This window comes from Desulforhopalus sp. IMCC35007 (assembly GCF_005116575.1).
In the GTDB taxonomy this organism is placed as follows: Bacteria; Desulfobacterota; Desulfobulbia; order Desulfobulbales; family Desulfocapsaceae; genus Desulforhopalus_A.
The window spans coordinates 131,254-153,211 of the sequence record NZ_SWCN01000014.1 but is presented as its reverse complement, the minus strand read 5'-3'; the positions used below and the strand labels follow the sequence as shown (position 1 = coordinate 153,211).

Genomic DNA, 21,958 nt, shown 5'->3' with positions numbered 1-21,958 from the left:
GTGCTTATGTATATAAGAGCTCTATTTTCGAATTACGAAAACTTGCTCCATTGTAGTTCGCTAAAACTACGTTGGGCCCGTTTGCTTATGTGTTGTTATTTAGTTTTCAAGGATCGTTTAACACTCCCAAACTCCCGAAGTGTCCCGCGCTTTATGTCGCGGCGAGCGGCTAACTCTAATAAACTTAAAACCTTATGTCAATAAAAAGTTTATCTTATTTTCGTTTGTGAGAAACAGATTTAAACTCTCAAGCCGTTCAGGCTGGTTGCTTTTTCCCGTTGCTCACGAAGGAGCGGCAAAATAGCTGATCACTCGCATTAGGTCAACAATAAAATCACCTCACCGCTATCTTTTTTGCCGCCGTTCTTCTTAATATCTACCATTCTCATTTCTATGTCGCTGTTCTTTGGTGAATAGCTGGTGGAAAACAATAATGCAGAAAAGTTCTTCTGTAAGGCAATTTCACAGGAAAGGTATGGAACAAGTTTTGCTAAAATAGAAATGGCCACTGAATCTGAGATCCGGTGGCCTTTCTATGCACATTATGTGGTGAGCTTGATTGACGTGAACCGCCTCTTCATCTCTGATTATTGGAGCAGTAAAATTAAATCAAACAAGGATATCCTGGAATGATTATGATCTGTTCTCGTTGCATCTATTTCTTCTTTGCTCGAGATCTGGTTGTTTTGGCAGGAGTAGCTGCCTTTTTCATATTGGTTTCAACCTCAGTCAGTCGAGCGCCAATTGTTTCAAGTTCTTTTTTAGTAGACGTTTGCAGTTGTTCAAGAGCACTGATCTGATCTTTTAACTCTTGATCACTGTTGTCTTCTAATTTGCTTGAAAGTTGAGCTACGACTTCATTGATTTTTGCTTCAGATTCCTGCAAAGTACCAACAGTAGCCATTAATTCGTCTACTTTTGCTTTAAGGGTAGTATTGTCTGCATCCAACGAATTGACGTTGGTTTGCATTTCAGCATTACCAACCATCATTGAATCCAGCGAAGCGTGGAGCTGCTTGTTCTTTGCTTGTAGTTGGAAAAGTTCTTCTTTCATTGCTGCATATTCCTCCTCAGATACGCCGGTTGTCGCATTGTTTTCATTACAAGATGAGCAACTAAGCGCTAACAGGCTGGCTGCGAAGTTTTTTTTTAACCCAGCATACATTTTTGCAGCCTCAGCGGAGTCAACCATAGCCACTGCAGCAAGGAAAATGCCTATGAGGATCGCTATGGAAAGCGCCAGAGCGATAGCCATTCCGATAGCAAACAATATGCCGTTACCTATACCACTAAAAAGAGCGACGATACTGCCTCCAGCGGAACTTGACCCAGACGATCCGACAATAAGGACCAGTGCGATAACAGCCCCAAGAACCGCTGCTGATTGGAGGAGAGGGGTTTTGAACTTGTTGTTTTGCATTGTTTTCTCCTGAAGTATGGAAAATAATTTTAACTGGAATAGTTAAGTTAATGGTCATTACGCTAAATTATCAATCATAATAACAGAATGCCATAGTGAGCACAATAAAATCAACCCACTATTTCATGTACAATGTTGAAATTCGTTATCTGGACTGGTTAGCTTGTCACCCCCGGTGAGAGTCTATTAATTCTCTGCAGCAATGGAGGATGGCTGTAATGAAAAAACACGTACAAAGGATGAGGCGTTAAATTGCTGAGATTGGCACGACTGAGTTTTTTAAGACTGGTTATGAGTTGGGAGCTTTGTCCCGTTGTGGCAGATGCATATGCATCAGCTTCAAATTCATGTTTTCTGGAGAGGATGTTGGCGGCGATTGAAATGAAAAGATTTATCGGACTGTAAAGAAAACCAAAAAATACAAGGCTGGCGTAGATACTGGGTTGTTCGAGCCTGAAGGCCTGTGACACCTCAGGCATTGTTAAAAACAGGGAAAGAAGAAAAAACATAAACCCTGTCTGAATGATGGAAAGACCCATCATTTTGATGATATGCTTCAGTTTGAAATGACCCATCTCATGGGCTAGCACGGCTACAATTTCGTCTGGGCTGAGTTCTTTTGTCAAAGTATCAAAAAAGACTATCTTTCTAAACTTTCCAAAACCTGTGAAAAAGGCATTGAGCTTAGTAGATCGCTTTGATCCATCCATTGTGAAAATGCCATTGAGTTTGAACTTTTCCTGTTCACTGTATCCTAATATCTTGTCTTTTAATTCTCCCGGTTCAAGGGGGGTGAATGTATTGAATAGGGGCATGATGACGACTGGTGCAATAAATTGAATTCCAATTGAAAAAGCAACAACACCAATCCAGCAATAGACCCAGGCATAGACGCCAGTTGCCTGAAAGAACCAGAAAATGAGGGCGAGCAGAGGACCTCCAAGGATAATTGCCAGCAAAGCCCCTTTTAGTATGTCCAGAACAAAAGTCTTTGGTGTTGTTGTATTAAAACCAAATTTTGTTTCGATAACAAATGTAGAATATATTGAAAAAGGAAGTGTGCTCAAAAAAGAGAGGAAGATCAGAATAGCTGTGAAGATCAGTCCTGTTATGATTTCACCGTATCCACATTGACGTGCAAGCTTGTCTATCCAGTTAAATCCCCCACAGAGGATAAAAGTGACGATTAATAGAGTCGACCAGGTATTCTCGATAATGCTAAAAATAGTCAGATTTTTTGTATATTGTTGAGATTTCTGGTATTCGGCATGATTATAGACAGTCTCAAATTCTTTTGGCAGGTCAGGAGATAATGCTTTTATGTTGAGCAATGAAAGGCTGGTCTCAAATATAAATGAGAATATTATTATAGCTAAAACAATGATAAGCCAGATATTCATGTCGGGTTGCAGAAAAAATATAAAGGATTGAGTGGGAAACAAAGAAGGCTCGCTGAAAAACATCTCACGAGCCTTGTTTGATGTGGATTGTAAATCACACTATTACATCAGAAGCTTGACGGACTGAGAAGCCATAGAGATGAAAGTTGACGGGAAAATACCCATAACTACTATAACGACCATGAGAAATATGGCGAGACCTCTTGTTGGTAGAGAGGTTGTCATCTTGTCTTTTGTCAATGGATCGGTACAAAAGGTTAAACGTACAATCGAGAGATAGTAGTAAATAGCAATTGCTGTATTAAAGGCTGCAAGAATAACAAGGATGTAATAGCCCTTGTTGAAGGCTCCGAGCAGAAGCATAAACTTTCCTGTAAAGCCGACGAAAGGAGGAATACCACCAAGGCCAAATAAACCTATCACGAGGGTTAAAGAGAGAAGTGGAGCCCGATTGTAGAGTCCTGTAAAATCTTCAATTACCACATTCTTACCATTTTCTGAAACTCTGCAGATGACGAGAAAGCAGGCAAGATTCATAAAAAGATAGCCTGTTATATAATATATTGCTGTGGCAAAGCCGATGGAGTCAAAGGTAAGAAGACCAACGAGGACAAATCCTGCATGGGAGATACCTGAAAATCCGAGAAGTCTTTTGACGTCTTTTTGTACGAGAGCAGAAAGATTGCCATAAAACATAGATGCAAGAGCACAGACCATTAGGAGATTGACAATAACCTGACCGTCCACGCTGATCAGATTGACAACTCTGATGAGTATTGCAACCGCTGCAAGTTTTGGTATGGCTGCAATGAAAGCTGTGGTTTCGTTGGACGCTCCTTCATACACGTCTGGCACCCAGAAGTGCAGAGGGAAAAGGGCGAGTTTATAAAAGAATCCTGCAAGGGTCAAAGCAATCGCAATAATTGCAGCGGGTTGAGTGTAAAGAGGTGCGAGACGCTCAGCAATAAGAGGAAGCTGGGTTGTGCCAGTCAGGCCGTAGATGTAACTCATGCCAAAGAGCATAAGCCCTGTGGCCATGACTCCAAACAAAAGGTATTTGATACCGGCTTCTATGTGGGTACCGTTATTTTGAGCATCCTTACGCATGGGTACCATGATGTATACAGCAAATGATGAAAGTTCCAGTGATATAAAAATTGCAAGTAATTCAACACTGGATACCAGCATCATGAGCCCGAGGACGGACATGAACAAAAAGAGATAGTACTCTGACTGGGTCTTTTGTTTGACGCCACTGTCTCCTGCGCTGAAAATTAGAATAACACAAGTACCAAGTGCTATCAGCACCTTAAATATCTGGGAATACAGATCCACTTTATAAGCCGAGTAGAAAAGAGTTCCTTCACTTTTCAGGCAAAGCAGCGAAGCAATGAGAGTTATAGCGGCAAGTGTTGTTGCCACTGTTTTGACTCTACTACTGCTGGGTTGTCCTAAGCTGAGAAAAAAGAGAACCAGCCCAGCGCCTAAAAGAGTTAATTCAGGTAGAAATAGCATCGTGTTACCTTTACGAGTTCTTATTTAATTAGAATCTCAATGTAATATTGACCCAGCTGCCGCCACTGCCTGTCCGTGGTGGATATCAAAATGTTGGAGAAGCTCATATACACTTGTATGGATAAGGTCTAAAAACGGTTGTGGTCCAAGACCTATCCAGAAGACGAAAAAAAGGAATGGTGCAAGGGTTACAATTTCTCTCGTATTGATATCGCTTAACCATGATTGGTCAGGATTGTCAGTACCACCCCAGATAATTTTCTGGAGCATCCGCAGCATGTAAGCTGCGGCAAGGACAGCTCCGGGGATTGCCGCAAGGGCAAGATACGGAAAGTTGTTTTGTGAAGTGGAAAATTCAAACGCTCCGGCTAGAATCATGAATTCTCCGACAAAACTGTTTGTCCCGGGAAAACCAAATGATGACAAAGAGAAAAAGGCAAGAAAGGTAATGTAAATTGGCATATACTTGCCAATCCCAGTGGCAGATCGTAATTCTCTACTGTGTGTTCTCTCATAAATCATACCAACACAGAGAAAAAGTGCACCCGTTGTAATGCCGTGGTTGATCATCTGCAGGATGGCACCCTTCACACCGTCTATGTTCAGAACGAAGATACCTAGAGTAACAAAGCCCATATGACCGACAGAAGAATAGGCGATTAGCTTTTTCATATCAGACTGGGCAAGTGCGGTAAAACCACCATAAATGATTCCGGCAATGGATAGCCAGAGAACATAGGGCATGAGCAGAACGGTCGCCTCAGGGGTAATAGGCAGGGCAAAACGAAGAAAACCATAGGTTCCCATTTTCAGCAGCACACTTGCAAGAATGACAGATCCTGCAGTTGGTGCCTCTACGTGGGCTGCCGGCAACCAGGTGTGGAAGGGGAACATGGGTACTTTGATGGCAAAAGCGAGAAAAAAAGCAATAAAGAGATATACCTGTGAGGACAGGGCATAATCTTTCCACATCATGTCCGGGATAAAAAAGCTATGATCGTTGACGGTGTAGAGCCAGATTATTCCGACCAGTAAAAGGATCGATCCGGCAAGTGTATAAAGGAAAAATTTAATGGAAGCGTATATTTTCCGCGGCCCGCCCCAAATGCCAATGAGCATGTACATTGGGATGAGCATGGCTTCCCAGAGAACATAGAAGAGAACGAAATCAAGGGCTACAAAGACACCAAGCATCGCGGTTTCCATAATGAGCAGACAGATCATAAAGGCCTGAACCCTCGTTTTTATGTATGACCAGGAGGCGAGGACACAAAAAGGCATAATAAACGTTGTTAGCAAAATGAGGAGAATGGATATACCATCAACCCCTAGAGTGTAGTTAATATTAAATGCCTCTATCCAGCTCTTGTGCTCCACAAACTGGAACTTTGCTGTAGTCGTATCAAAACCGAAAAGTAGACGAATGGACAATAGGCCGACTACAGAAGTTGTAGCCAATGCAATATTGCGGCAAAGAGATTCACTCTTTATGAACAATAGTACGATGGCACCTATGAGCGGGAGAAAAATAAGCACACTCAAAATTGGGAAGCCGGAGTTAATCAATAGTTGATCCATTACCAGTAGTCCTTGAGTTCAAAAAATTATAACCAGACAAAGGAAATTAAAAGTATGGCTGCAAAGGTGATAGAGATATAAATTGTCTGTTGAATCTGACCCCTTTGTAAAACCACCGTTACTCTTTGGCCAATCGCTCGAACGCAACGGGCACTGCCGTCCACCACACCATCTATTGCATGCCAGTCAAACCATGACCAGAACTTAGCGGTTGTCATAAGTGTGTAGAGGCCAACAACCCGGTAAGCCATGCCCCACATAGTATCCAGCCACTGAATAGGATTTTTGGCAAGCCAGAGAAATCCGCGTCCGCCGAGCCGGTAAAACCAGTCAAGATCGAGACTGATCGTGGCTTTTGCACCGATTTTTTCTTTAAGAAAATAAAAGGCAATTGCTGTGAAGGCGATAATCTGGAATGTTTCACTCAGATGGTACCCTCCATAAGGGTTGTAGGTTACCTCAGGGTTTGGCAACATGTTATAGAGAAATGGTAGATAGGTGCCAACAAAAAAACAGAGAAAGGCCGCAGCTAACATAGCCATATGCATGTTCCATGGTGGATCTTCAGCTTTTGCAAGTGTTTCATCGCTGCATCTGCTTTCTCCAAAAAAGATCAGGTAAGGAAGTCGTAGTCCGGCCACGAGAAAGGTGCCCACGGACACCAGAGTGAGCAAGAAGCCAACCCAGAGAAGATGAGATTCAAAACTTGCACTGATGATCATGGATTTGGAGACAAAGCCTGAAAAAAATGGAAATGCCGAGACGGATATACCACCAATAACCATAAAGAACAGGGTGTTTGGCATTTTTTTGTATAAGCCACCCAGTTCGGTGAATTTCGTTTTTCCGGTGGCATGAACCACTGCACCTGCGGCCATGAACAGAAGACCCTTGTAGAGTATGTGGGCAAAGGCATGGGCACAGGTACCGTTGATTGCAAGAGCTGTTCCGATGCCAACCCCGCAGACCATGTAGCCTACCTGGCTTACAATCTCCCATGCCAGCAGTCGCCTGATATCGTTTTCTCTCAGAGCGTAGACAATACCGTAGACCGCCATTACAACACCGAGCACTATCAGAATATCAAAGCCTGCAAAGGCTCTGGCTAAGGTGTAAATTGCAGTTTTAGTGGTAAAGGCGCACATAAAAACAGCACCGGTGACCGTTGCTTTGCTGTAGGCATCAGGGAGCCAGGAATGCAATGGCGGGACAGCCGCATTGAGCATGAGACCCGCCATAATAAGCCAGGTATAAAGATGGGTGTTCTGTTCGTCAAGCTGGACAAAAGAGAGATCGCCCACAGCCTGGTAACGCAAAACAAATCCAAGTAGCAGGATGACTCCCCCAAAGGTGTGAACTAGAAGATACCTGTATCCTGCAGCCAGAGCCCCTTTTTCCTTGTTGAACCAGATAAGAAAGGTCGAGGCGAAGGCCATCATTTCCCAGAAGAGAAAGAGGACGAGGTAGTCTCCGCAATAAATTGCACCAAGACTACCTGAAACATAGAACCAGGCTGCGATATGTTGCCAGTTGTCTTTTACGTGTAATCCATAAAAGGTGCCGATGACCGCCATCAGGGCCATAATAAAACCAAATATTATGGAGAGACTGTCAACCCTGCCAAAAGTCAGCGTCCAGTCTCCGCCCATAAAGCTCACAACACCGTGGACGCCGGGATTCATGTTGATGAAGACAACGGCCAGTAGTGCCAGAGACGGTACCATGGTCAGATACAGTTTTCTAAAAGGCTCCCTGATGAAAGGGAGGATGAAAGCTCCAAAAATGAGGATGAGAGATGGGTGGATAAAACTATTTGTCATAGTAATCCTCCCTTGTCTCTATACCACTTTTACCGAGCCACCGGGAAAAGTAGATAAGGACAACACAGGATATGAGGGTGAACAGAGACCAGAATCCTGGAATATGTACCTCCATCCAAGTGTGCGCATGGTGGGTATCCACTCCGAGAAAAGACCACACAAGCATTATGGCGATTGCTATAATGCAATAGACTTGCACTGCCTGCTGATGTTTTTTCAGGAAATCGATGAGATCTACTATCATCCTGTCACCGCCTTTACAAATTGCAACATGAAGTTAGGGAAAATGCCAAGAAGTACCGATATTGTACAAGCTATCAGTATTGGAATAAGCATGGACAAGGGTGCTTCTTTTATGCCGGTAAAGGGTTCACCCTCCGGGCGTTTACCAAAAAAAGCCTTATAGGTAATCGGCGCAAAGTAGGCCGCATTGAGCATGGTGCTGGCGATGAGGATGAGCAGAATCCCAAGTTGGTGCGCTTCGACTGAACCAATAAGCAGGTTCCACTTGGTGATAAAGCCCGCAACTGGAGGTGCTCCAATCATAGAAAGAGAGGCTATGCCAAAAGCTGCAAAGGTAAAGGGCATAGTTTTTCCAAGGCCCTCCATTTCAGAAATATATTTTTTGTGCGTGGCAACGTAGATGGCACCGGCACAGAAAAACAGGGTGATCTTGGAAAAGGCGTGGTTGACAATGTGAATGAGACCACCCTGTATCCCGGGATCGGTGAGAAGTGCGACACCCAGGATAATATAAGAGAGTTGACTCACCGTAGAGTAGGCAAGCCGTGCTTTAAGGTTGTCCTTGGATAGAGCAATGATGGAGGCTACCAGTACAGTAAAACTCACAAAATATGCAGTAGGAATACCAAGGTTGAGAGCATGCATTGTATCGGTGCCGAAGGTGTAGAGCATCACCCGGGTGGTACAGAAAACGCCGACCTTAACAACGGCCACTGCATGTAATAGCGCTGATACGGGTGTGGGAGCAACCATGGCTCCCGGCAGCCAGTGATGAAACGGCATAACACCGTTTTTGGCAAAACCGAACAGACAAAAAATATAGAGCATAGTCACCAGGACGTTACTTACCCCTGCTGGAAAGATTCCTGAATGGGCGTTTGAAGCAAAATCAAGGGTGCCTGTGAGCACATAGATGAGAATCATCGCGGGAAGCAGGAAGGCCTTTGCCGTGGTTGTCAGGTAAACTATGTATTTCCTCGCCCCGTTGTATCCTTCTTCATCCTGATGATGGGCAACGAGTGGATAGGTGCAGATCGAGACGATTTCATAGAAGAGGTACATGGTGAAGAGGTTATCTGAAAATGCTACCCCGATGGCACCAAAAATGGCAAGAGCGAAACAGGCATTAAAGCGGGTCTGGGCATGTTCATTCAGGCCACGCATATAGCCCATAGAGTAGAAAACTGCTATGGTCCAGAGGGAGGAGGCAACGAGGGCAAAGATCATTGACATTGCATCTGCCCTTAGTGTGACCGTAACCCCAGGTAGTATGGTGAACATCTGCAGGGTGAGTGTCTTTCCACCGAGAACTTGAGGGACGATGGAGCCGACAACACACAACAAGAGAAGAGAAGATACACAGGAGATACCCTCTCTCAGGTTTTCGTTGTCACCTTTGTACATGACCCCAATGGTTCCAAGAAGTGGAATGAGCAGGGCTATCAGAAGTTTGTATTCCATGTAAATTGGCTCCTCGACTAACCTTTAAGTTGAACAACGTCTTCTGCGTCAATGGAATCGTATTGACGGTAGATGGCGATGACGATACTGAGCCCAATGGCCGCTTCTGCTGCGGCTATTGCCATTATAAAAAGAGTAAATATCTGGCCTGTTACCGGGTCCGGTGAGGTGAATCTGTTAAAGGCCATAAAGTTCAGCGCTGCTCCTGCCAGGATCATCTCTGCTGCGATAAGCATTGCAATAAAGGTTCTCCTGGCGATAATGCCATAAATTCCCATGGCAAAGAGAAATGCCGCTATAATAAGATAGGTGCTGAGATTATTATACAGTCCAAGAATTGCCATCTGTTGTTAATCCTCCCGGCGAGCCAAGACAAGCGCTCCTAAAATTGCAATGAGTAAAACTATGGAAATAAGTTCAAAAACCATGGAATGTTCAGTGAGTAATCTGATACCTATTTCTTTTATGGAGCCGTCATTGGTTTTTGCCATGGCAGGCCACTTGGTTTTAAGTACAAGTACAGAAAATCCACCGGCAAGAAGGGCCGCTGAGCCAAAAGCAAGGGGACCTTCAAGGGGCCCGGTAGGGCCGAGTTTCTTTTTCTCTTCAGGGGCGGCGAGCATCACGGCAAATGAAATTGCAACCGCGATCGCTCCAACGTAGATGAGAAGCTGCATCATCGAGACAAAAGGAGAGTTGAGAAAGAAATAGAGCCCGGCTACTCCGACAAAGCAGACGATAAGGCCTGCGATTGCCCGGACTACCCTTCTTGAAGTGCAGGCAATGAAGCCACCTGTAAGGGTGACAAATATGAGGATGAGAAAGACAACACCAGCCATTCCTTCAACCGTAAATAAATTGGGGTGGGTGAGCATACTTTGATTCATCTGTTTCGTTCCTCCAGTCTGCCCAGAAGGTCAAAAATAAAATCTTCTTTTCTCCTGCTTGCGAGGTTGTATTCTTTTGAAAAGGTCAGGGCATTGAAGTTACATGCCTCAACGCAGGACCCACAAAGAGAACACCTGGTGAAATCAAGAACATATTTTGTGAGCACCTTTTTCTTTTCACCTTCGGCTTTTTCACCTGCAAGTGAGATGCAGCCCGAAGGGCAGGCGCGCTCGCACAAGCCGCAAACAACGCAATTAGGTTGCCCCTCTTCATTTTCGATGAGTTCGACATGTCCTCTGAACCTGTCGCACATAGGGAGCGTCTCGTAGGGGTACGAGACCGTGACGGTGGGCTTGAAAAATTCCTTAAATGTGATAACCATCCCTTCAAGAAGACTGATCAGGCCGTAATAAATTTCACTAAAATAAGCCACCATCTAGAACACCTTTAATAGTCCTGCGGTAAAGAGCAGGTTGAAAAGAGAAAGTGGAATCAGGATTTTCCAACTTAGGTTCAAAAGGCCGTATATCGTTGTGCGTGGGAAGGTCCAGCGGATCCAGATAAAGGTCGCAATAAGGAGGTAGAGTTTAATAATAAACCACCATACCCCTGGAAACAGGCCGAAAGGGCACCCCCAACCACCCAAGAAAAGAATGGTTGTCATGCAGGAGCCGATGACGATATTGGCATATTCTCCCATGAAAAATAAGCCAAAGCCCATTGAGCCATATTCTGTGTGAAAACCTGCGACAAGCTCACTTTCCGCTTCACCGAGGTCAAAAGGTGCGCGGTTGGTTTCAGCAAGGGTGCAGGTGAAAAAGATCAAAAATGACATGGGCATCAGAATATTGTGGGACCGTCCAAATAAAGGAAAGATATTCCAGCTCAAAATGGACCCACTCTGCTGATGGACAATTTCCATGAGATCCATGGAGCCTGCGATCATGACAACTGTAATGGTCGTGATCAACATAGGGATTTCATAGGCAACCGTCTGGGAGACAGCCCGGATTGAGGCCATCATTGCATACTTGTTTCTGGAACTCCATCCTGCAAATAAAAGTGAGGTGGAACCGAGGGCGGCAAAGGCAAATATCATCAGGACACCGACGTTCATGTTTTTAGCGACAATGTTCTCACTAAAAGGGATCGTCACGAAACTCATGATCGCTGGAAACATAGCAAGAACAGGTGCTGCTATGAACAGGATTTTATCGGCTCCTCCAGGGATGGTCAGTTGCTTGGCCATTAACTTTATGCCGTCAAGGGGCGGTTGCAAGAGGCCAAAGGGACCGTTGATGTTGGGTCCCGGGCGCCTTTGGATACGAGCAGCACCTCTTCGTTCTGCCCAGACAAGGTAGGCCGCATTCACAGCAGCAAATGCAATGGCAATTATGACGGCAACAACGACATTAAAAAGTGTTAAGCGCATAAAATTATCCTTTTACCTGTCTATCTCAGGAATAACCAGATCGAGACTTCCCATGAATGCAAGCGCATCCATAATCAACATCCCTCTGCAGGATTCATCAAAAAGGTGCATGTTGGAGTAGGTTGGCGAACGAAGTTTTAAGCGGTAGGGTGTTTTTCCTCCGTCGCTTACCAGCCGGACACCAAAGCTTCCCCTGGCCGTCTCAACAGCCTGGTAGTAGTCTCCTTCAGGAGGCTTGATTATCTTCGGCTTTTTCTCAGGCATGATCGGACCACCCGGGAGCTTGTCCAGACCCTGCTCTATGATGCGAAGAGACTGTTCAATCTCATCCATTCTCACGTTGTAGCGGGCAAGTGAGTCACACTCGTGATAGACCGGGATATCAAAATCAAATTCGGGGTACACCGAGTATGGTTCGTTTTTCCTTACGTCAAAATTAATTCCGGACCCTCTGGCAACGGCACTGGAAGCTCCGTATTTACGACAGGTCTCCTTGCTGAGAGGAGCTATGCCTTCAAGTCTTTTGCGGAAAATCACATTACCAGTTACAAGTTTGTGATATTTTTTGAGGGATTTTCGCATCCTGGGGATGAATTTTCGGGCTGATGCTACAAATTGGTCGTCCACATCGTTGTACAACCCGCCGTAACGAAAATAACAGTAGGTGAGGCGAGAGCCAGTGACAGCTTCGAGCATGTCGAGGATGTGTTCACGGTCCTGCAGGGCGTACATAAGAGGAGAGAAGCCACCGAGGTCCATGACAAAGGCACCAAACCAGAAAAGATGTGAGGCAATACGGTTGAGCTCCACCATAATTGCACGGATATATTCCGCGCGCTCGGGCACTTCGATACCAGAGGCTTTTTCAACAACCAGGACGTGGCCATGGGAGTAACCGAGTGCACCGAGATAATCCATACGGCTGAGGTTCATGAGAAACTGGGGATATGTCTTGAGTTCCCCCATTTTTTCATGCATCCTGTGGATATAGCCGATAACGGTTTCTGCATTGACTATGTACTCACCATTCATTTCCATCTTGACCCTAAGGACTCCGTGGGTCGCAGGATGCTGTGGACCGACGTTGAGAATAAATGTCTCGTCAGGTTTCAGTTGTATAGGAGAACTCATGCTTTGTAATCCTTTAATAAGGGATGAAAATCCGCATCTTCAGGAAGGAGGAGAGGGATGAGATGGGGATGTCCGATGAATTTGATGCCAAAAAAATCATGGGTTTCACGCTCATGCCAGTTGGCCCCCGCGTATATTTCGGTGATGGTGGGCACCTCGGGATTGTTGCGGTCCACACGTGTACGAATGACAACACGGCAGAGGTCGAAATCATATCTGGAAAAATCGTAGATAACCTCAAGCTGATTGTCTTTTATCCAGTCAACTCCAGTTATGCTTTCTATGAAAAAATCAGCCTTATCAAGGATTCCTACAGCTTCAACGACCTGATCTGCTGCAACCTGTGCGTCAAGGTGATAGCCATGGACGGCATAATCCCGTTCAAGCAGGCCGTTTGCGCGGGGCACAGGTTTTTTCGCTTTTTTCTCAGAGTCATCTACTGCTTCCTCTGGTGTTTCAGCGATGACCTCATCTGCAGGAAAAAGTTTTTGCAGGGCACGTTTTGTTTCTTCACAAATCATCTGTAATTGCTCCAAAATTCCTTAACAAAAAACGGGAAAGGCGGGTCAGACAATTCCTGTAGTTATGCAGCCTCAGGATTTTTCCATCTTTTCCAGTCAGAGACAAGGTGTTCAAGTTCGATTATTCCCTGCAGCAGGGCTTCAGGACGAGGAGGGCAGCCTGGAACATATATATCAACGGGGAGAAACTCATCGGCCCCAAGAACAATACTGTATTGCCCTTCAAAAGCAAATGGTCCTCCTGAAATAGCACAGTTGCCAAGGGCCATAACCCATTTGGGTTCAGGCATCTGATCGTAGAGAGTCTTAATTCCAGGCATCATCTTTTTGGTGATGGTTCCCGCGACAATCATGACATCGCTCTGTCTGGCTGAAGGCCGAAACACTTCTGCCCCAAATCGGGACATATCAAACCTGGCACAGCCGGTAGCCATCATTTCGATAGCACAGCAGGCTATACCAAACGTCAGGGGCCAAAGAGAATTGGCCCTGCCGATGTTGATGAGTTTGTCTGCGAGGGCGAATTGAATTACCGACGAAGGTACGTTTTCCGTTCCCACTTAAATACTCCCTTAATCCATGCATAGACTACTGCGAGTGATAATATTCCAACAAATAGAATTATTTCGATAAAGTCCCGAATTGAGGAGGCAAACATAACATCGTCATATGCCAGGGCAACGGGAAAAAGAAACAGTACATCGACATCAAAGGCTAAGAAAATGAGAGCGTAAAGATAAAAAACAACTCCGTAGCGGATCCAGCTATCTCCAATGGGATCCATTCCGCATTCGATAAACTGATCAGCTTTGTCAGAAAGCTGTCGCGTTTTCAACGGCATAAAGAGGTAGACAATGGCGATTGGACCGAGGGCAAATGAAAGGCCGCCAATGATGAAAGCAGCAATCCAGAGAACATGCTCCTGGTAAAGAAATGCGGTGATCTGAGGCTCCATTTTGATTCCTTTCAAGCTAATGAGTGAGTGGTATGACGCTCAGACAAAATGGCTAATCTATAATAATTATCTTTTATTTAATCGCGACTTATATTAAATAATTGTTATATGCGTGTCAACGATAAATTGATGTGTAATTATTTCAGGCATGGAATTTTGGTGAACCTGTACCTGCTTGAAATAGTTGCGGTTTAATTGGGTCTCTGATTGATGATATTTATGAATGGTCCTTCAGTATTAACACGGGGTGCGACGAATAGATATCATTAAAAATGAACATAGAGGTGGAGAAGTTTAATGTCTATAACTCTAAGACAGCTCGAAATATTCATTGCAGTTGCTGAAACTGCACAAGTAACCAAAGCGAGCAAGAAATTATTTGTCACTCAATCTGCTGTCAGTATGGCCCTAGCGGAACTTGAGAATCAGTTGGGTGGCTCCCTGTTTGACAGGCATGGTCGAAGCCTGCTCTTAAATGCCCGTGGGCGTTTTCTTCTGCCTTTGGCCAAAGATATAACCTGCCAGGTGACCAATATTGAAACCATTATGTCTGAAAGAAATGACACGCTTGATGGAACAATCAATATCGTGGCGAGCACCACACTCGGGAATTATATCCTGCCGTATCTGATCGGGGCGTTTGAGCGTGTTCACCCAAATGTGCACGTCAATCTTCTGGTTTATAATACCCGGTATGCTGAACAACTGGTTTTAGAGAAACAATCCGAGGTCGGATTTGTCGAAGGACCATTGACAAAAAACGATGAGATGCAATGGCGGCCGTGGTTTGAAGATGAACTCATCGTCCTCTGTGGTCCTACGGATCCTCTAGCTCACAATGAGACCTTTGATATCACGCGTGACCTCAAAGGGAAAAAGTGGATTATGAGAGAAACTGGTTCCGGAACGGTTGCGACCATTCGGGAGAAGTTTGGAAAGTACATGGATGATGTGAATATTGTCATGGAGATGGGGCACCCAGAAGCGGTAAAACGAGGGGTGGAGTCTGGCGTTGGTATCACCTGTCTTTCTTCTTTGAGTATCTGTAGAGAAGCTGAGAATGGTTGGCTGAAGGGGTTGAAAATTGACGGTCTTGATATGAAGAGGCAGCTGAAAATTATTCAGAGGACAGACCTGGAAATATCCGATGCCATGGCCGAGTTCCTCTCTTTCTGTGATGTTATGAGTATTTGCGATGATTCCAGAGTGTGCCTTTCTTCTCCGTGGAAACTACAGTCCCTTTTAGCACGGCATTCAGCACAAAAAAAATAGTTGGAAGTCACCTGTAGTAGACTTCCACAAGGGTGAGGCCGTGGGCTGGAGCTGTCGCCATGGCTTTTGTCCTGTCCTTTGCCTCAAGTATTTTCTTGAAGGTAATTGGAGAAAGCTTGCCTTTGCCTGCATCCAGCAGTGTTCCAATAAGATTTCTCACCATATTTTTTAAAAAACCATCACCTGTAAATTCGATGATGAGCAGGTCTTTTTCTGGTTGAATCAACACCGCACTGTAGATTGTCCGGATTGCACCGCGCCCTGTGGTTTTCGACTTATCCCTTGATCCGGTATTTTCAAACGAAGAAAAGTCATGGGTCCCGATGATTACATTCAGGCAATCCTGCATGAGACCAAGGTTGAGGGGGGCCGTGACGTGGAGGCTTGTAAATCTGGAAAAGGGAGGTTGAATTTTTCCAGTGAAGATAGAATAACGATATTTTTTGCCGACGGCGGAAAATCTTGCATGAAAATGCTGATCGACCTCCGTTGCCTCCATTATTCGTATTGCACCGGGAAGCATTGAGTTTGCTCCGCTCTGAAGAGCCGTGCTGGAGATTTGTGAGCGGCAATTAAAATGTGCGACCATAGCGAGTGCATGGACACCGGCATCGGTTCTGCCTGCACCATGCAGGGGGATCTCCTCTGTTGTCATAGTGGCGAGACACTGCTCGATCTCGCCCTGTATCGTCTTTCCATTCTTTTGTTTTTGCCAGCCACAATAGTCGGTGCCATCGTAACTGATGGTGAGCTTGATGGTTCTAAGTGGTGTTGACATCTTGCAAAAAAATCAAGGAAATAAAGGTGCTGACAGGAGACCGGTTTCTTCCTGGATCCCACACATGATGTTCATATTCTGCACAGCCTGGCCGGCGGCTCCTTTCACGACGTTGTCAATTGCCGACATCACGATAATCCTGTTGGTCTTTTGGTCAATTTTACAGCTGATATCACAAAAATTCGAGCCCTTGACATATTGGGTTGCCGGAAAGCTGTCTTCCTTGAGAAGACGTATAAATGGTTCATCCCTGTATTGGGCCTCAAACAGTTCTCTGATACTCTCCGGTTTCTGGCCAGGGGTAAGTGTTGCGTAGATTGTACTGAGAATGCCCCTTGAAATAGGTAGAAGATGTGGGGTGAAGGTTAGAAAAACGTCAGTTTTTGCAAGAAGAGAGAGTTCCTGCTCAATTTCAGGTGTGTGTCTGTGAGCCCTGCCGACTTTGTATGGGCGGAAACCATCATGCACTTCGCAAAACAGGGTTCCGGTCTGTGCAACCCTTCCCGCACCAGATGTACCTGATTTAGAATCGGCGATGATGGTTTCAGGCACAATAGCACCTGCTTTAAGAAGTGGGGCAAGGCCTAAAATAATGGAGGTCGGGTAGCAACCTGGATTTGCAAGAATCCGGCAGTTTTTTATGGATTGTCGGTAAAGTTCGGGAAGGCCATAAACAGCTTCTGCCAGAAATTGGCTAGAAGAATGTGGCTGATACCAGTTTTCATAGGTTGCGAGATCACGAAGTCGGAAGTCTGCTGACAGGTCGATGACCTTTTTCCCAGCGTCCAGTAGTACGGGAACCAGGTCCATTGCTGTTTTGTGCGGAACTGCAGTAAAGAAAAGATCAGCTTTTTTCGCAAGATCTTCTGCTTTAATATTTTCACAGATAAGATCAACCTTGCCCCTCAGATGGGGGAAAACCTCAGATAAGGCTATTCCTTCATATTGTCTTGAGGTGGCCATAGCCAGTTCTACCTGAGGGTGGTTGCAGAGGATTCGGGTAAGCTCTGCGCCTGCATAGCCTGACGCTCCAATTATTCCAACTTTAATCATGATCTATAGTTCCTGTAGTGAGGGGAAAGGAGTAGAAACTCTTCGTTGAAAGGTAACCCGTGAAAATATTTATGCCTGATCCCGATCTAATGCGACAGCGCTGAAAGGGCATGGGCGTTGTTACTATGTGCAAAAAAAGAAAAAAGGGGAATGACAGCAAAACTGTCATTCCCCTTTTTAACAACAATGTACATCTTGATTGTCCAAGATGTGCTGTCTGTTCCGTATAAAAAACGCTGGATATTAACGTTTGGAGAACTGGAACTTTGCCCGAGCGCCTTTTTGACCGTATTTCTTTCTTTCTTTCTGGCGTGGGTCACGAGTCAGCAGACCGGATTGTTTGAGTGGTAGCCTGGTATCAGGGTTACTTTCCAGCAGAGCGCGTGAAATACCATGGGATAGCGCATCAACCTGAGCAGATTTACCACCACCTTTCAGGGTTGCCATGACATCGTATTGATCGAGTGTCTCGGTAACCTTAAAAGGCTTAACAATTTTTTGACTTTTGAAAATCTGACCAAAGTAGTCGTCAGCTTCCATTTTGTTTACAATTACTTTGCCGGTACCTGGGGTAAGCCAAACTCTGGCAATGGCATTTTTTCTCTTACCTGTGGCATAAAAACGATCTTGAGCCATTTTTTTATTCTCCAAGATTAAATATCTAGTTCAGCTGGCTGTTGTGCCGCGTGAGGATGCTTTGTGCCGGCGTATACTTTGAGCTTTTTCAGTTGAGCACGTCCCAGTTTGTTTTTAGGAAGCATACCTCTTACCGCTTTGATGAGAAGATCTTCTGGATGTTTCACCAATAGGTCTTTGGCAGAGATCTCTCTAATTCCACCCATGTAACCGGTATGACGATAGTACTTCTTGTCATCTAATTTGTTTCCGGTAAGTGCAATTTTTTCTGCGTTCGTAACAACTACAAAATCACCATTGTCGATAAAGGATGAAAAGGTAGGCTTATGTTTTCCGCGAAGTCGGTTAGCAATTTCTGTCGCCAAACGGCCCAGAACCTTGTTCTCTGCGTCAACAATATACCATTTCTTCTCAATCTCGTTGACTGGGGCAAGATAGGTTTTCATTATATCCCTCAACTGGTCAAACAATTAATAAAAAAAGGTCCGAACGTCGTCGAACCTTTTATAATTTATAGTGGAGCGGGAAACGAGATTCGAACTCGCGACGTCAACCTTGGCAAGGTTGCACTCTACCACTGAGTTATTCCCGCTCATTTTGTTTTTGTGTGTCAAAACTGCGGTGTATATACTAGGTCTACAACTGCGTGTCAATTAAAAAGTTAATTGAGTTAAGTTTCTTATTATAGTTTTTTTCTTTAAAACTGTCACGAAAAATAGGGAATGAGATATAACTTTAAAGTATGATATTGTTATAAGGTTCATTTAATGGTATGGATTTCTTAAATATATTTTTACTACTTTTTCCTCACAAAATCTATAACTGATACCAATATGGCAGAGAACAACAAAGCACGAAAAAGCAAAATTCAGAGAAAAACCGCAGAGACGGATATCAGCCTTGAGCTTGATCTTGATGGAAACGGAGTGTATAAAATAGAGAGCGGTGTACCGTTTCTTGATCATATGCTGACACTTTTTACGGTTCACGGTTTTTTTGATCTGACGCTACATGCAACAGGTGATACAGCTGTGGATGATCACCATACCGTTGAAGATATAGGCATCTGTTTAGGTAAGGCTATTGGAGACGCACTGGGAGAGAAAGGCGGTATCGCCCGTTACGGGAGTTGTTATCTTCCAATGGATGAGACTTTAGTCAGGGTTGTCGTCGATATCTCAAATCGACCATACCTCCATTATGAAGCTGGAGTAGTGGAACAAAAACTTGGAACGTTTGATACGGCTCTGGCAAAAGAATTCTTTCGTGCTGTAGTACAACATGCTGGGCTGACTCTGCACATTGATCTGTTGCACGGTGAAAATGGTCATCATATTATTGAGGCCGTGTTCAAAGGATTTGGACGGACCTTGAGAGGTGCTTGTCAGAAAATTGATATTGAGGGTGCTCTCTCTTCAAAAGGCTCCCTTTAACAAGGAAAAACAGTTTTAATACACAGATCTGAATATAAAAAAGGTGAATACGTGATAAACACATTAAAAATCTCCCTGTGTCTTTGCTTTCTGGTGTCCTCCCTCTCATCTTGCTCTACCATGAAGGGTAAAGAAGTACAGGAACCGCTTCAACCACTTTCGTGCATCGCCGTAATTCCAGCGGTCACTTCCGTTGACAAGGATGAAAGCATCACTTACGAAGCGGCCCGCATGCTTGAACGAGGCGCGGCTCATGCAACGGCATATATGGGAGCGGAACTTTCGCAGAACCCCAAAGTGCGCATGATCAACTCTGCCCAGATGTCGGCTGCTGTCGAAGAGGTCTCCGGAGGTTTTTCCGGCACTATCACAGCCCTGGGGAAAAAGGTGAACTGTGATGGTGTGCTTATCACCATGGTGAGACGTTTTGTCCAAAGAGATGGAACGGAGCTTGCCGTGGATGCCCCGGCATCTGCCGACTTTCATATGGTCTTGCGCCATGCACCCACCGGTGCAATGCTCTGGTCTGCTGATTTTCAGGAGACCCAAGAAGATCTGCTGAGCAATATTTTCTCATACAGCAAGATGCAAAAACGTGGATTTCACTGGGTCACGGCAGAAGAGTTGCTGGAGCAGGGAATAAAGCAGCGTTTGGATGAATGTCCGTACCTGAAATAAACTGTACGTTTTTCTCCGTGCCCACCCGCAGTCCTTTTCTATGAGGTCTGCGGGTTTTGTCGTCTTAGGACACTGCAGTACATTTTTAGCTGATGAGCCTGTTCTGATGAAAAAAATTCCACAAATACCAGCCCGGTTAAATAAAAAAATTGGCCAGGCAATGCACGATTATTCAATGTTTGAAGACGGAGATCGTGTTCTTGTGGCCCTGTCCGGTGGGGTTGATAGTCTTGTCCTTGTTTGCCTGCTCAAGTTGTGGCAGAAAAAAGCGCCGATAACATTTGAATTACAGGCTCTTCACATCGATCATGGCTTCTGGAAAAATCAGAATGAAGGTCGGTCTCCTGCAATAACTATTGGTACACAACTGGGCAGATATTCAATTGAGTTGCTGGTGGAGGATGAATGGCAGGAAGAGCAGGAAAGGAGCTGTTATCTCTGTTCCAGAAATAGACGTAGTCAGCTTTTTGATTTTGCAAAGGACCATGGTTACAATAAAATTGCCTTTGGACACCACAAAGATGACCTGATAGAAACTTTTATGATCAATGCCATATACAGCGGAAACATTTCAACCATGCTTCCCAAGCAGGAACTTTTCAAACAAACTCTTTCTCTTGTTCGGCCAATGTGCTATCTGGAAAAAATAGATGTTGTCGAGATAGCCGGAATTTTTGATCTTTATCCGGTTGAAAATAATTGTCCGCTTTCCGCAAATACCCGTAGAGAAAAAGTACGCAGTCTGCTTGCAAATCTCTACGCCACAGAAGACGGCGCCAAAAGCTCTCTTTTTGCGGCACTCTCTAATGTGAGGACAAATTACCTCTTATGAAAACGAGTATAGATTGCCTTCCCTGTCTCCTGCGGCAAACACTCCAGGCGGTAAGATTGTGTTCTTCTTCTGAGGAGATGCATGAGCAGGTTGTCAGAGCGGTCTCCTTGCAGATTGCTACAATGAAAATAGATACAAGTCCACCTGTTATTGCCGCCAAGGTCTATGATACAATCAGGCAGCTCACCGGAGTAGATGATCCCTATAAAGAAAAGAAACAGGAAAGCAACAGACTGGCGCGTGCTCTAATGCCACAGTTACGCGAGGAACTTGAGGGGAAGCCTCCGAGAGAGCGTCTTGATCTTGCCATACGATTTTCCATTGCCGGTAACATCATAGACTATGGTGCCAATGCGGATTTTGATATTCTCAGGACCCTTAAAAAGAGCAGGGAAACAGTTTTTGTCATTGATCATGGCAAGTCCTTTTATGCTGCGGTTGCCAACCTAAACGAGGAATCGAAAATTCTTTATCTTGCCGATAACTGTGGCGAGATTGTCTTTGATTCTCTGCTCATTGAGCAGCTTTTTGCAACGGGGGCTAAAATTACAGTTGCAGTAAAAGATGGTCCGATTATTAATGATGCGCTTGTTTCTGACGCCTATTATGCCGGTCTCAACAACTATGCGGAAATAATCAGCAATGGTGGGCGTTATCCGGGAACCAGTCTGGCCGATGGATCGGAGTCTTTTTTAGAAAAATATCGGAGTGCTGACCTGATTATTGCAAAAGGTCAGGGAAACTTTGAAAGTTTATCGGAGTCGGATGAAGAACTTTATTTTTTGCTCACCGTAAAGTGTCCTGCCGCTGCAAAGCATATGCAGGACATTTCAGGTTATCAGGGAGCGGGCTTAATCGGTAAGGGCGAATTTGCTTTACTCTATTCTCCAGCAAAGAGATAAAAAGGGAATC

At 44.8% G+C, this 21,958-nt stretch carries 25 protein-coding genes and 1 tRNA gene; 6 read left to right on the top strand and 20 right to left on the bottom strand.

Annotation, left to right across the window (positions count from 1 at the left end):
* The first annotated feature begins 420 nt into the window (after positions 1–420).
* Entirely contained in the window at positions 421–633 is a 213-nt protein-coding gene (locus FCL48_RS15475; RefSeq protein ID WP_136873253.1) for a hypothetical protein, read from the top strand.
* 22 nt (positions 634–655) lie between these two features.
* On the opposite strand, the gene FCL48_RS15470 is transcribed toward FCL48_RS15475, so the two are convergent.
* The 15 genes from FCL48_RS15470 to FCL48_RS15400 form a co-directional block, all read right to left on the bottom strand.
* Positions 656–1,420, bottom strand: coding sequence for a hypothetical protein (locus FCL48_RS15470; RefSeq protein WP_136873252.1), 765 nt, complete (start codon positions 1,418–1,420; stop codon positions 656–658).
* A gap of 158 nt (positions 1,421–1,578) precedes the next feature.
* The gene (locus FCL48_RS15465) at positions 1,579–2,820 is read right to left on the bottom strand and encodes a M48 family metallopeptidase (protein ID WP_136873250.1); all 1,242 of its coding nucleotides are present in this window, start codon (positions 2,818–2,820) and stop codon (positions 1,579–1,581) included.
* A 102-nt stretch (positions 2,821–2,922) separates the two neighbouring features.
* On the bottom strand, positions 2,923–4,335 hold the full coding sequence (locus tag FCL48_RS15460; RefSeq protein ID WP_136873248.1) for an NADH-quinone oxidoreductase subunit N: 1,413 nt from the start codon (positions 4,333–4,335) through the stop codon (positions 2,923–2,925).
* A gap of 36 nt (positions 4,336–4,371) precedes the next feature.
* Positions 4,372–5,913, bottom strand: coding sequence for an NADH-quinone oxidoreductase subunit M (locus FCL48_RS15455; RefSeq protein WP_136873246.1), 1,542 nt, complete (start codon positions 5,911–5,913; stop codon positions 4,372–4,374).
* A gap of 26 nt (positions 5,914–5,939) precedes the next feature.
* Positions 5,940–7,733 (bottom strand): Na(+)/H(+) antiporter subunit D, encoded by a 1,794-nt coding sequence (locus tag FCL48_RS15450; RefSeq protein ID WP_136873244.1) that lies wholly within the window; start codon positions 7,731–7,733, stop codon positions 5,940–5,942.
* Positions 7,723–7,977: a hypothetical protein gene (locus tag FCL48_RS15445; protein WP_136873242.1), complete on the bottom strand. Its 255-nt coding sequence runs from the start codon at positions 7,975–7,977 to the stop codon at positions 7,723–7,725. Before FCL48_RS15445 ends, FCL48_RS15450 begins: the two co-directional genes overlap by 11 nt.
* On the bottom strand, positions 7,974–9,437 hold the full coding sequence (locus FCL48_RS15440; RefSeq protein ID WP_136873240.1) for a monovalent cation/H+ antiporter subunit D family protein: 1,464 nt from the start codon (positions 9,435–9,437) through the stop codon (positions 7,974–7,976). The genes FCL48_RS15445 and FCL48_RS15440 overlap by 4 nt, the downstream gene beginning before the upstream one ends.
* A gap of 17 nt (positions 9,438–9,454) precedes the next feature.
* On the bottom strand, positions 9,455–9,781 hold the full coding sequence (gene nuoK, locus FCL48_RS15435) for an NADH-quinone oxidoreductase subunit NuoK (protein ID WP_136873238.1): 327 nt from the start codon (positions 9,779–9,781) through the stop codon (positions 9,455–9,457).
* A 6-nt stretch (positions 9,782–9,787) separates the two neighbouring features.
* A complete protein-coding gene (locus FCL48_RS15430; protein WP_240744858.1) occupies positions 9,788–10,324 on the bottom strand; it encodes an NADH-quinone oxidoreductase subunit J in 537 nt (178 codons plus the stop codon).
* A complete protein-coding gene (locus tag FCL48_RS15425; RefSeq protein ID WP_136873236.1) occupies positions 10,321–10,761 on the bottom strand; it encodes an NADH-quinone oxidoreductase subunit I in 441 nt (146 codons plus the stop codon). The genes FCL48_RS15430 and FCL48_RS15425 overlap by 4 nt, the downstream gene beginning before the upstream one ends.
* The gene (gene nuoH / locus FCL48_RS15420) at positions 10,762–11,757 is read right to left on the bottom strand and encodes an NADH-quinone oxidoreductase subunit NuoH (protein ID WP_136873234.1); all 996 of its coding nucleotides are present in this window, start codon (positions 11,755–11,757) and stop codon (positions 10,762–10,764) included.
* A 12-nt stretch (positions 11,758–11,769) separates the two neighbouring features.
* Positions 11,770–12,888: an NADH-quinone oxidoreductase subunit D gene (locus FCL48_RS15415; protein ID WP_136873232.1), complete on the bottom strand. Its 1,119-nt coding sequence runs from the start codon at positions 12,886–12,888 to the stop codon at positions 11,770–11,772.
* Positions 12,885–13,409, bottom strand: coding sequence for an NADH-quinone oxidoreductase subunit C (locus tag FCL48_RS15410; protein ID WP_136873230.1), 525 nt, complete (start codon positions 13,407–13,409; stop codon positions 12,885–12,887). The genes FCL48_RS15415 and FCL48_RS15410 overlap by 4 nt, the downstream gene beginning before the upstream one ends.
* A 62-nt stretch (positions 13,410–13,471) precedes the next feature.
* Positions 13,472–13,969, bottom strand: coding sequence for an NADH-quinone oxidoreductase subunit B (locus FCL48_RS15405; RefSeq protein WP_136873228.1), 498 nt, complete (start codon positions 13,967–13,969; stop codon positions 13,472–13,474).
* On the bottom strand, positions 13,939–14,364 hold the full coding sequence (locus FCL48_RS15400) for an NADH-quinone oxidoreductase subunit A (protein WP_136873226.1): 426 nt from the start codon (positions 14,362–14,364) through the stop codon (positions 13,939–13,941). The genes FCL48_RS15405 and FCL48_RS15400 overlap by 31 nt, the downstream gene beginning before the upstream one ends.
* A gap of 297 nt (positions 14,365–14,661) precedes the next feature.
* On the opposite strand from FCL48_RS15400, the gene FCL48_RS15395 reads away from it, so the two are divergent.
* Positions 14,662–15,636, top strand: coding sequence for a LysR substrate-binding domain-containing protein (locus FCL48_RS15395; RefSeq protein ID WP_136873224.1), 975 nt, complete (start codon positions 14,662–14,664; stop codon positions 15,634–15,636).
* Positions 15,637–15,643: 7 nt separating this feature from the next.
* Here FCL48_RS15395 and truA read toward each other — a convergent pair whose 3' ends face one another.
* The 5 genes from truA to FCL48_RS15370 all read right to left on the bottom strand — a co-directional run bounded on the left by truA (position 15,644) and on the right by FCL48_RS15370 (position 18,695).
* Positions 15,644–16,414: a tRNA pseudouridine(38-40) synthase TruA gene (gene truA / locus FCL48_RS15390; RefSeq protein WP_136873222.1), complete on the bottom strand. Its 771-nt coding sequence runs from the start codon at positions 16,412–16,414 to the stop codon at positions 15,644–15,646.
* 12 nt (positions 16,415–16,426) lie between these two features.
* Complete coding sequence (gene argC / locus FCL48_RS15385; protein ID WP_136873220.1) at positions 16,427–17,467, bottom strand: N-acetyl-gamma-glutamyl-phosphate reductase; 1,041 nt, start codon at positions 17,465–17,467, stop codon at positions 16,427–16,429.
* 243 nt (positions 17,468–17,710) lie between these two features.
* Positions 17,711–18,103: a 30S ribosomal protein S9 gene (rpsI, locus tag FCL48_RS15380; RefSeq protein ID WP_136873217.1), complete on the bottom strand. Its 393-nt coding sequence runs from the start codon at positions 18,101–18,103 to the stop codon at positions 17,711–17,713.
* 17 nt (positions 18,104–18,120) lie between these two features.
* Positions 18,121–18,549, bottom strand: coding sequence for a 50S ribosomal protein L13 (gene rplM / locus FCL48_RS15375; RefSeq protein ID WP_136873214.1), 429 nt, complete (start codon positions 18,547–18,549; stop codon positions 18,121–18,123).
* Positions 18,550–18,620: 71 nt separating this feature from the next.
* Positions 18,621–18,695 (bottom strand) — tRNA-Gly (locus FCL48_RS15370).
* A gap of 241 nt (positions 18,696–18,936) precedes the next feature.
* Here FCL48_RS15370 and hisB point away from each other — a divergent pair.
* The 4 genes from hisB (at position 18,937) to FCL48_RS15350 (ending at position 21,948) form a co-directional block, all read left to right on the top strand.
* Positions 18,937–19,536, top strand: a complete 600-nt coding sequence (gene hisB, locus FCL48_RS15365; RefSeq protein ID WP_136873212.1) for an imidazoleglycerol-phosphate dehydratase HisB — start codon at positions 18,937–18,939, stop codon at positions 19,534–19,536.
* Positions 19,537–19,587: 51 nt separating this feature from the next.
* A complete protein-coding gene (locus FCL48_RS15360) occupies positions 19,588–20,214 on the top strand; it encodes a hypothetical protein (protein WP_136873210.1) in 627 nt (208 codons plus the stop codon).
* 106 nt (positions 20,215–20,320) lie between these two features.
* Positions 20,321–21,046, top strand: coding sequence for a tRNA 2-thiocytidine biosynthesis TtcA family protein (locus FCL48_RS15355; protein WP_136873208.1), 726 nt, complete (start codon positions 20,321–20,323; stop codon positions 21,044–21,046).
* Positions 21,043–21,948: a DUF89 domain-containing protein gene (locus tag FCL48_RS15350; protein WP_136873206.1), complete on the top strand. Its 906-nt coding sequence runs from the start codon at positions 21,043–21,045 to the stop codon at positions 21,946–21,948. Before FCL48_RS15355 ends, FCL48_RS15350 begins: the two co-directional genes overlap by 4 nt.
* The last annotated feature ends 10 nt before the right edge of the window (positions 21,949–21,958 follow it).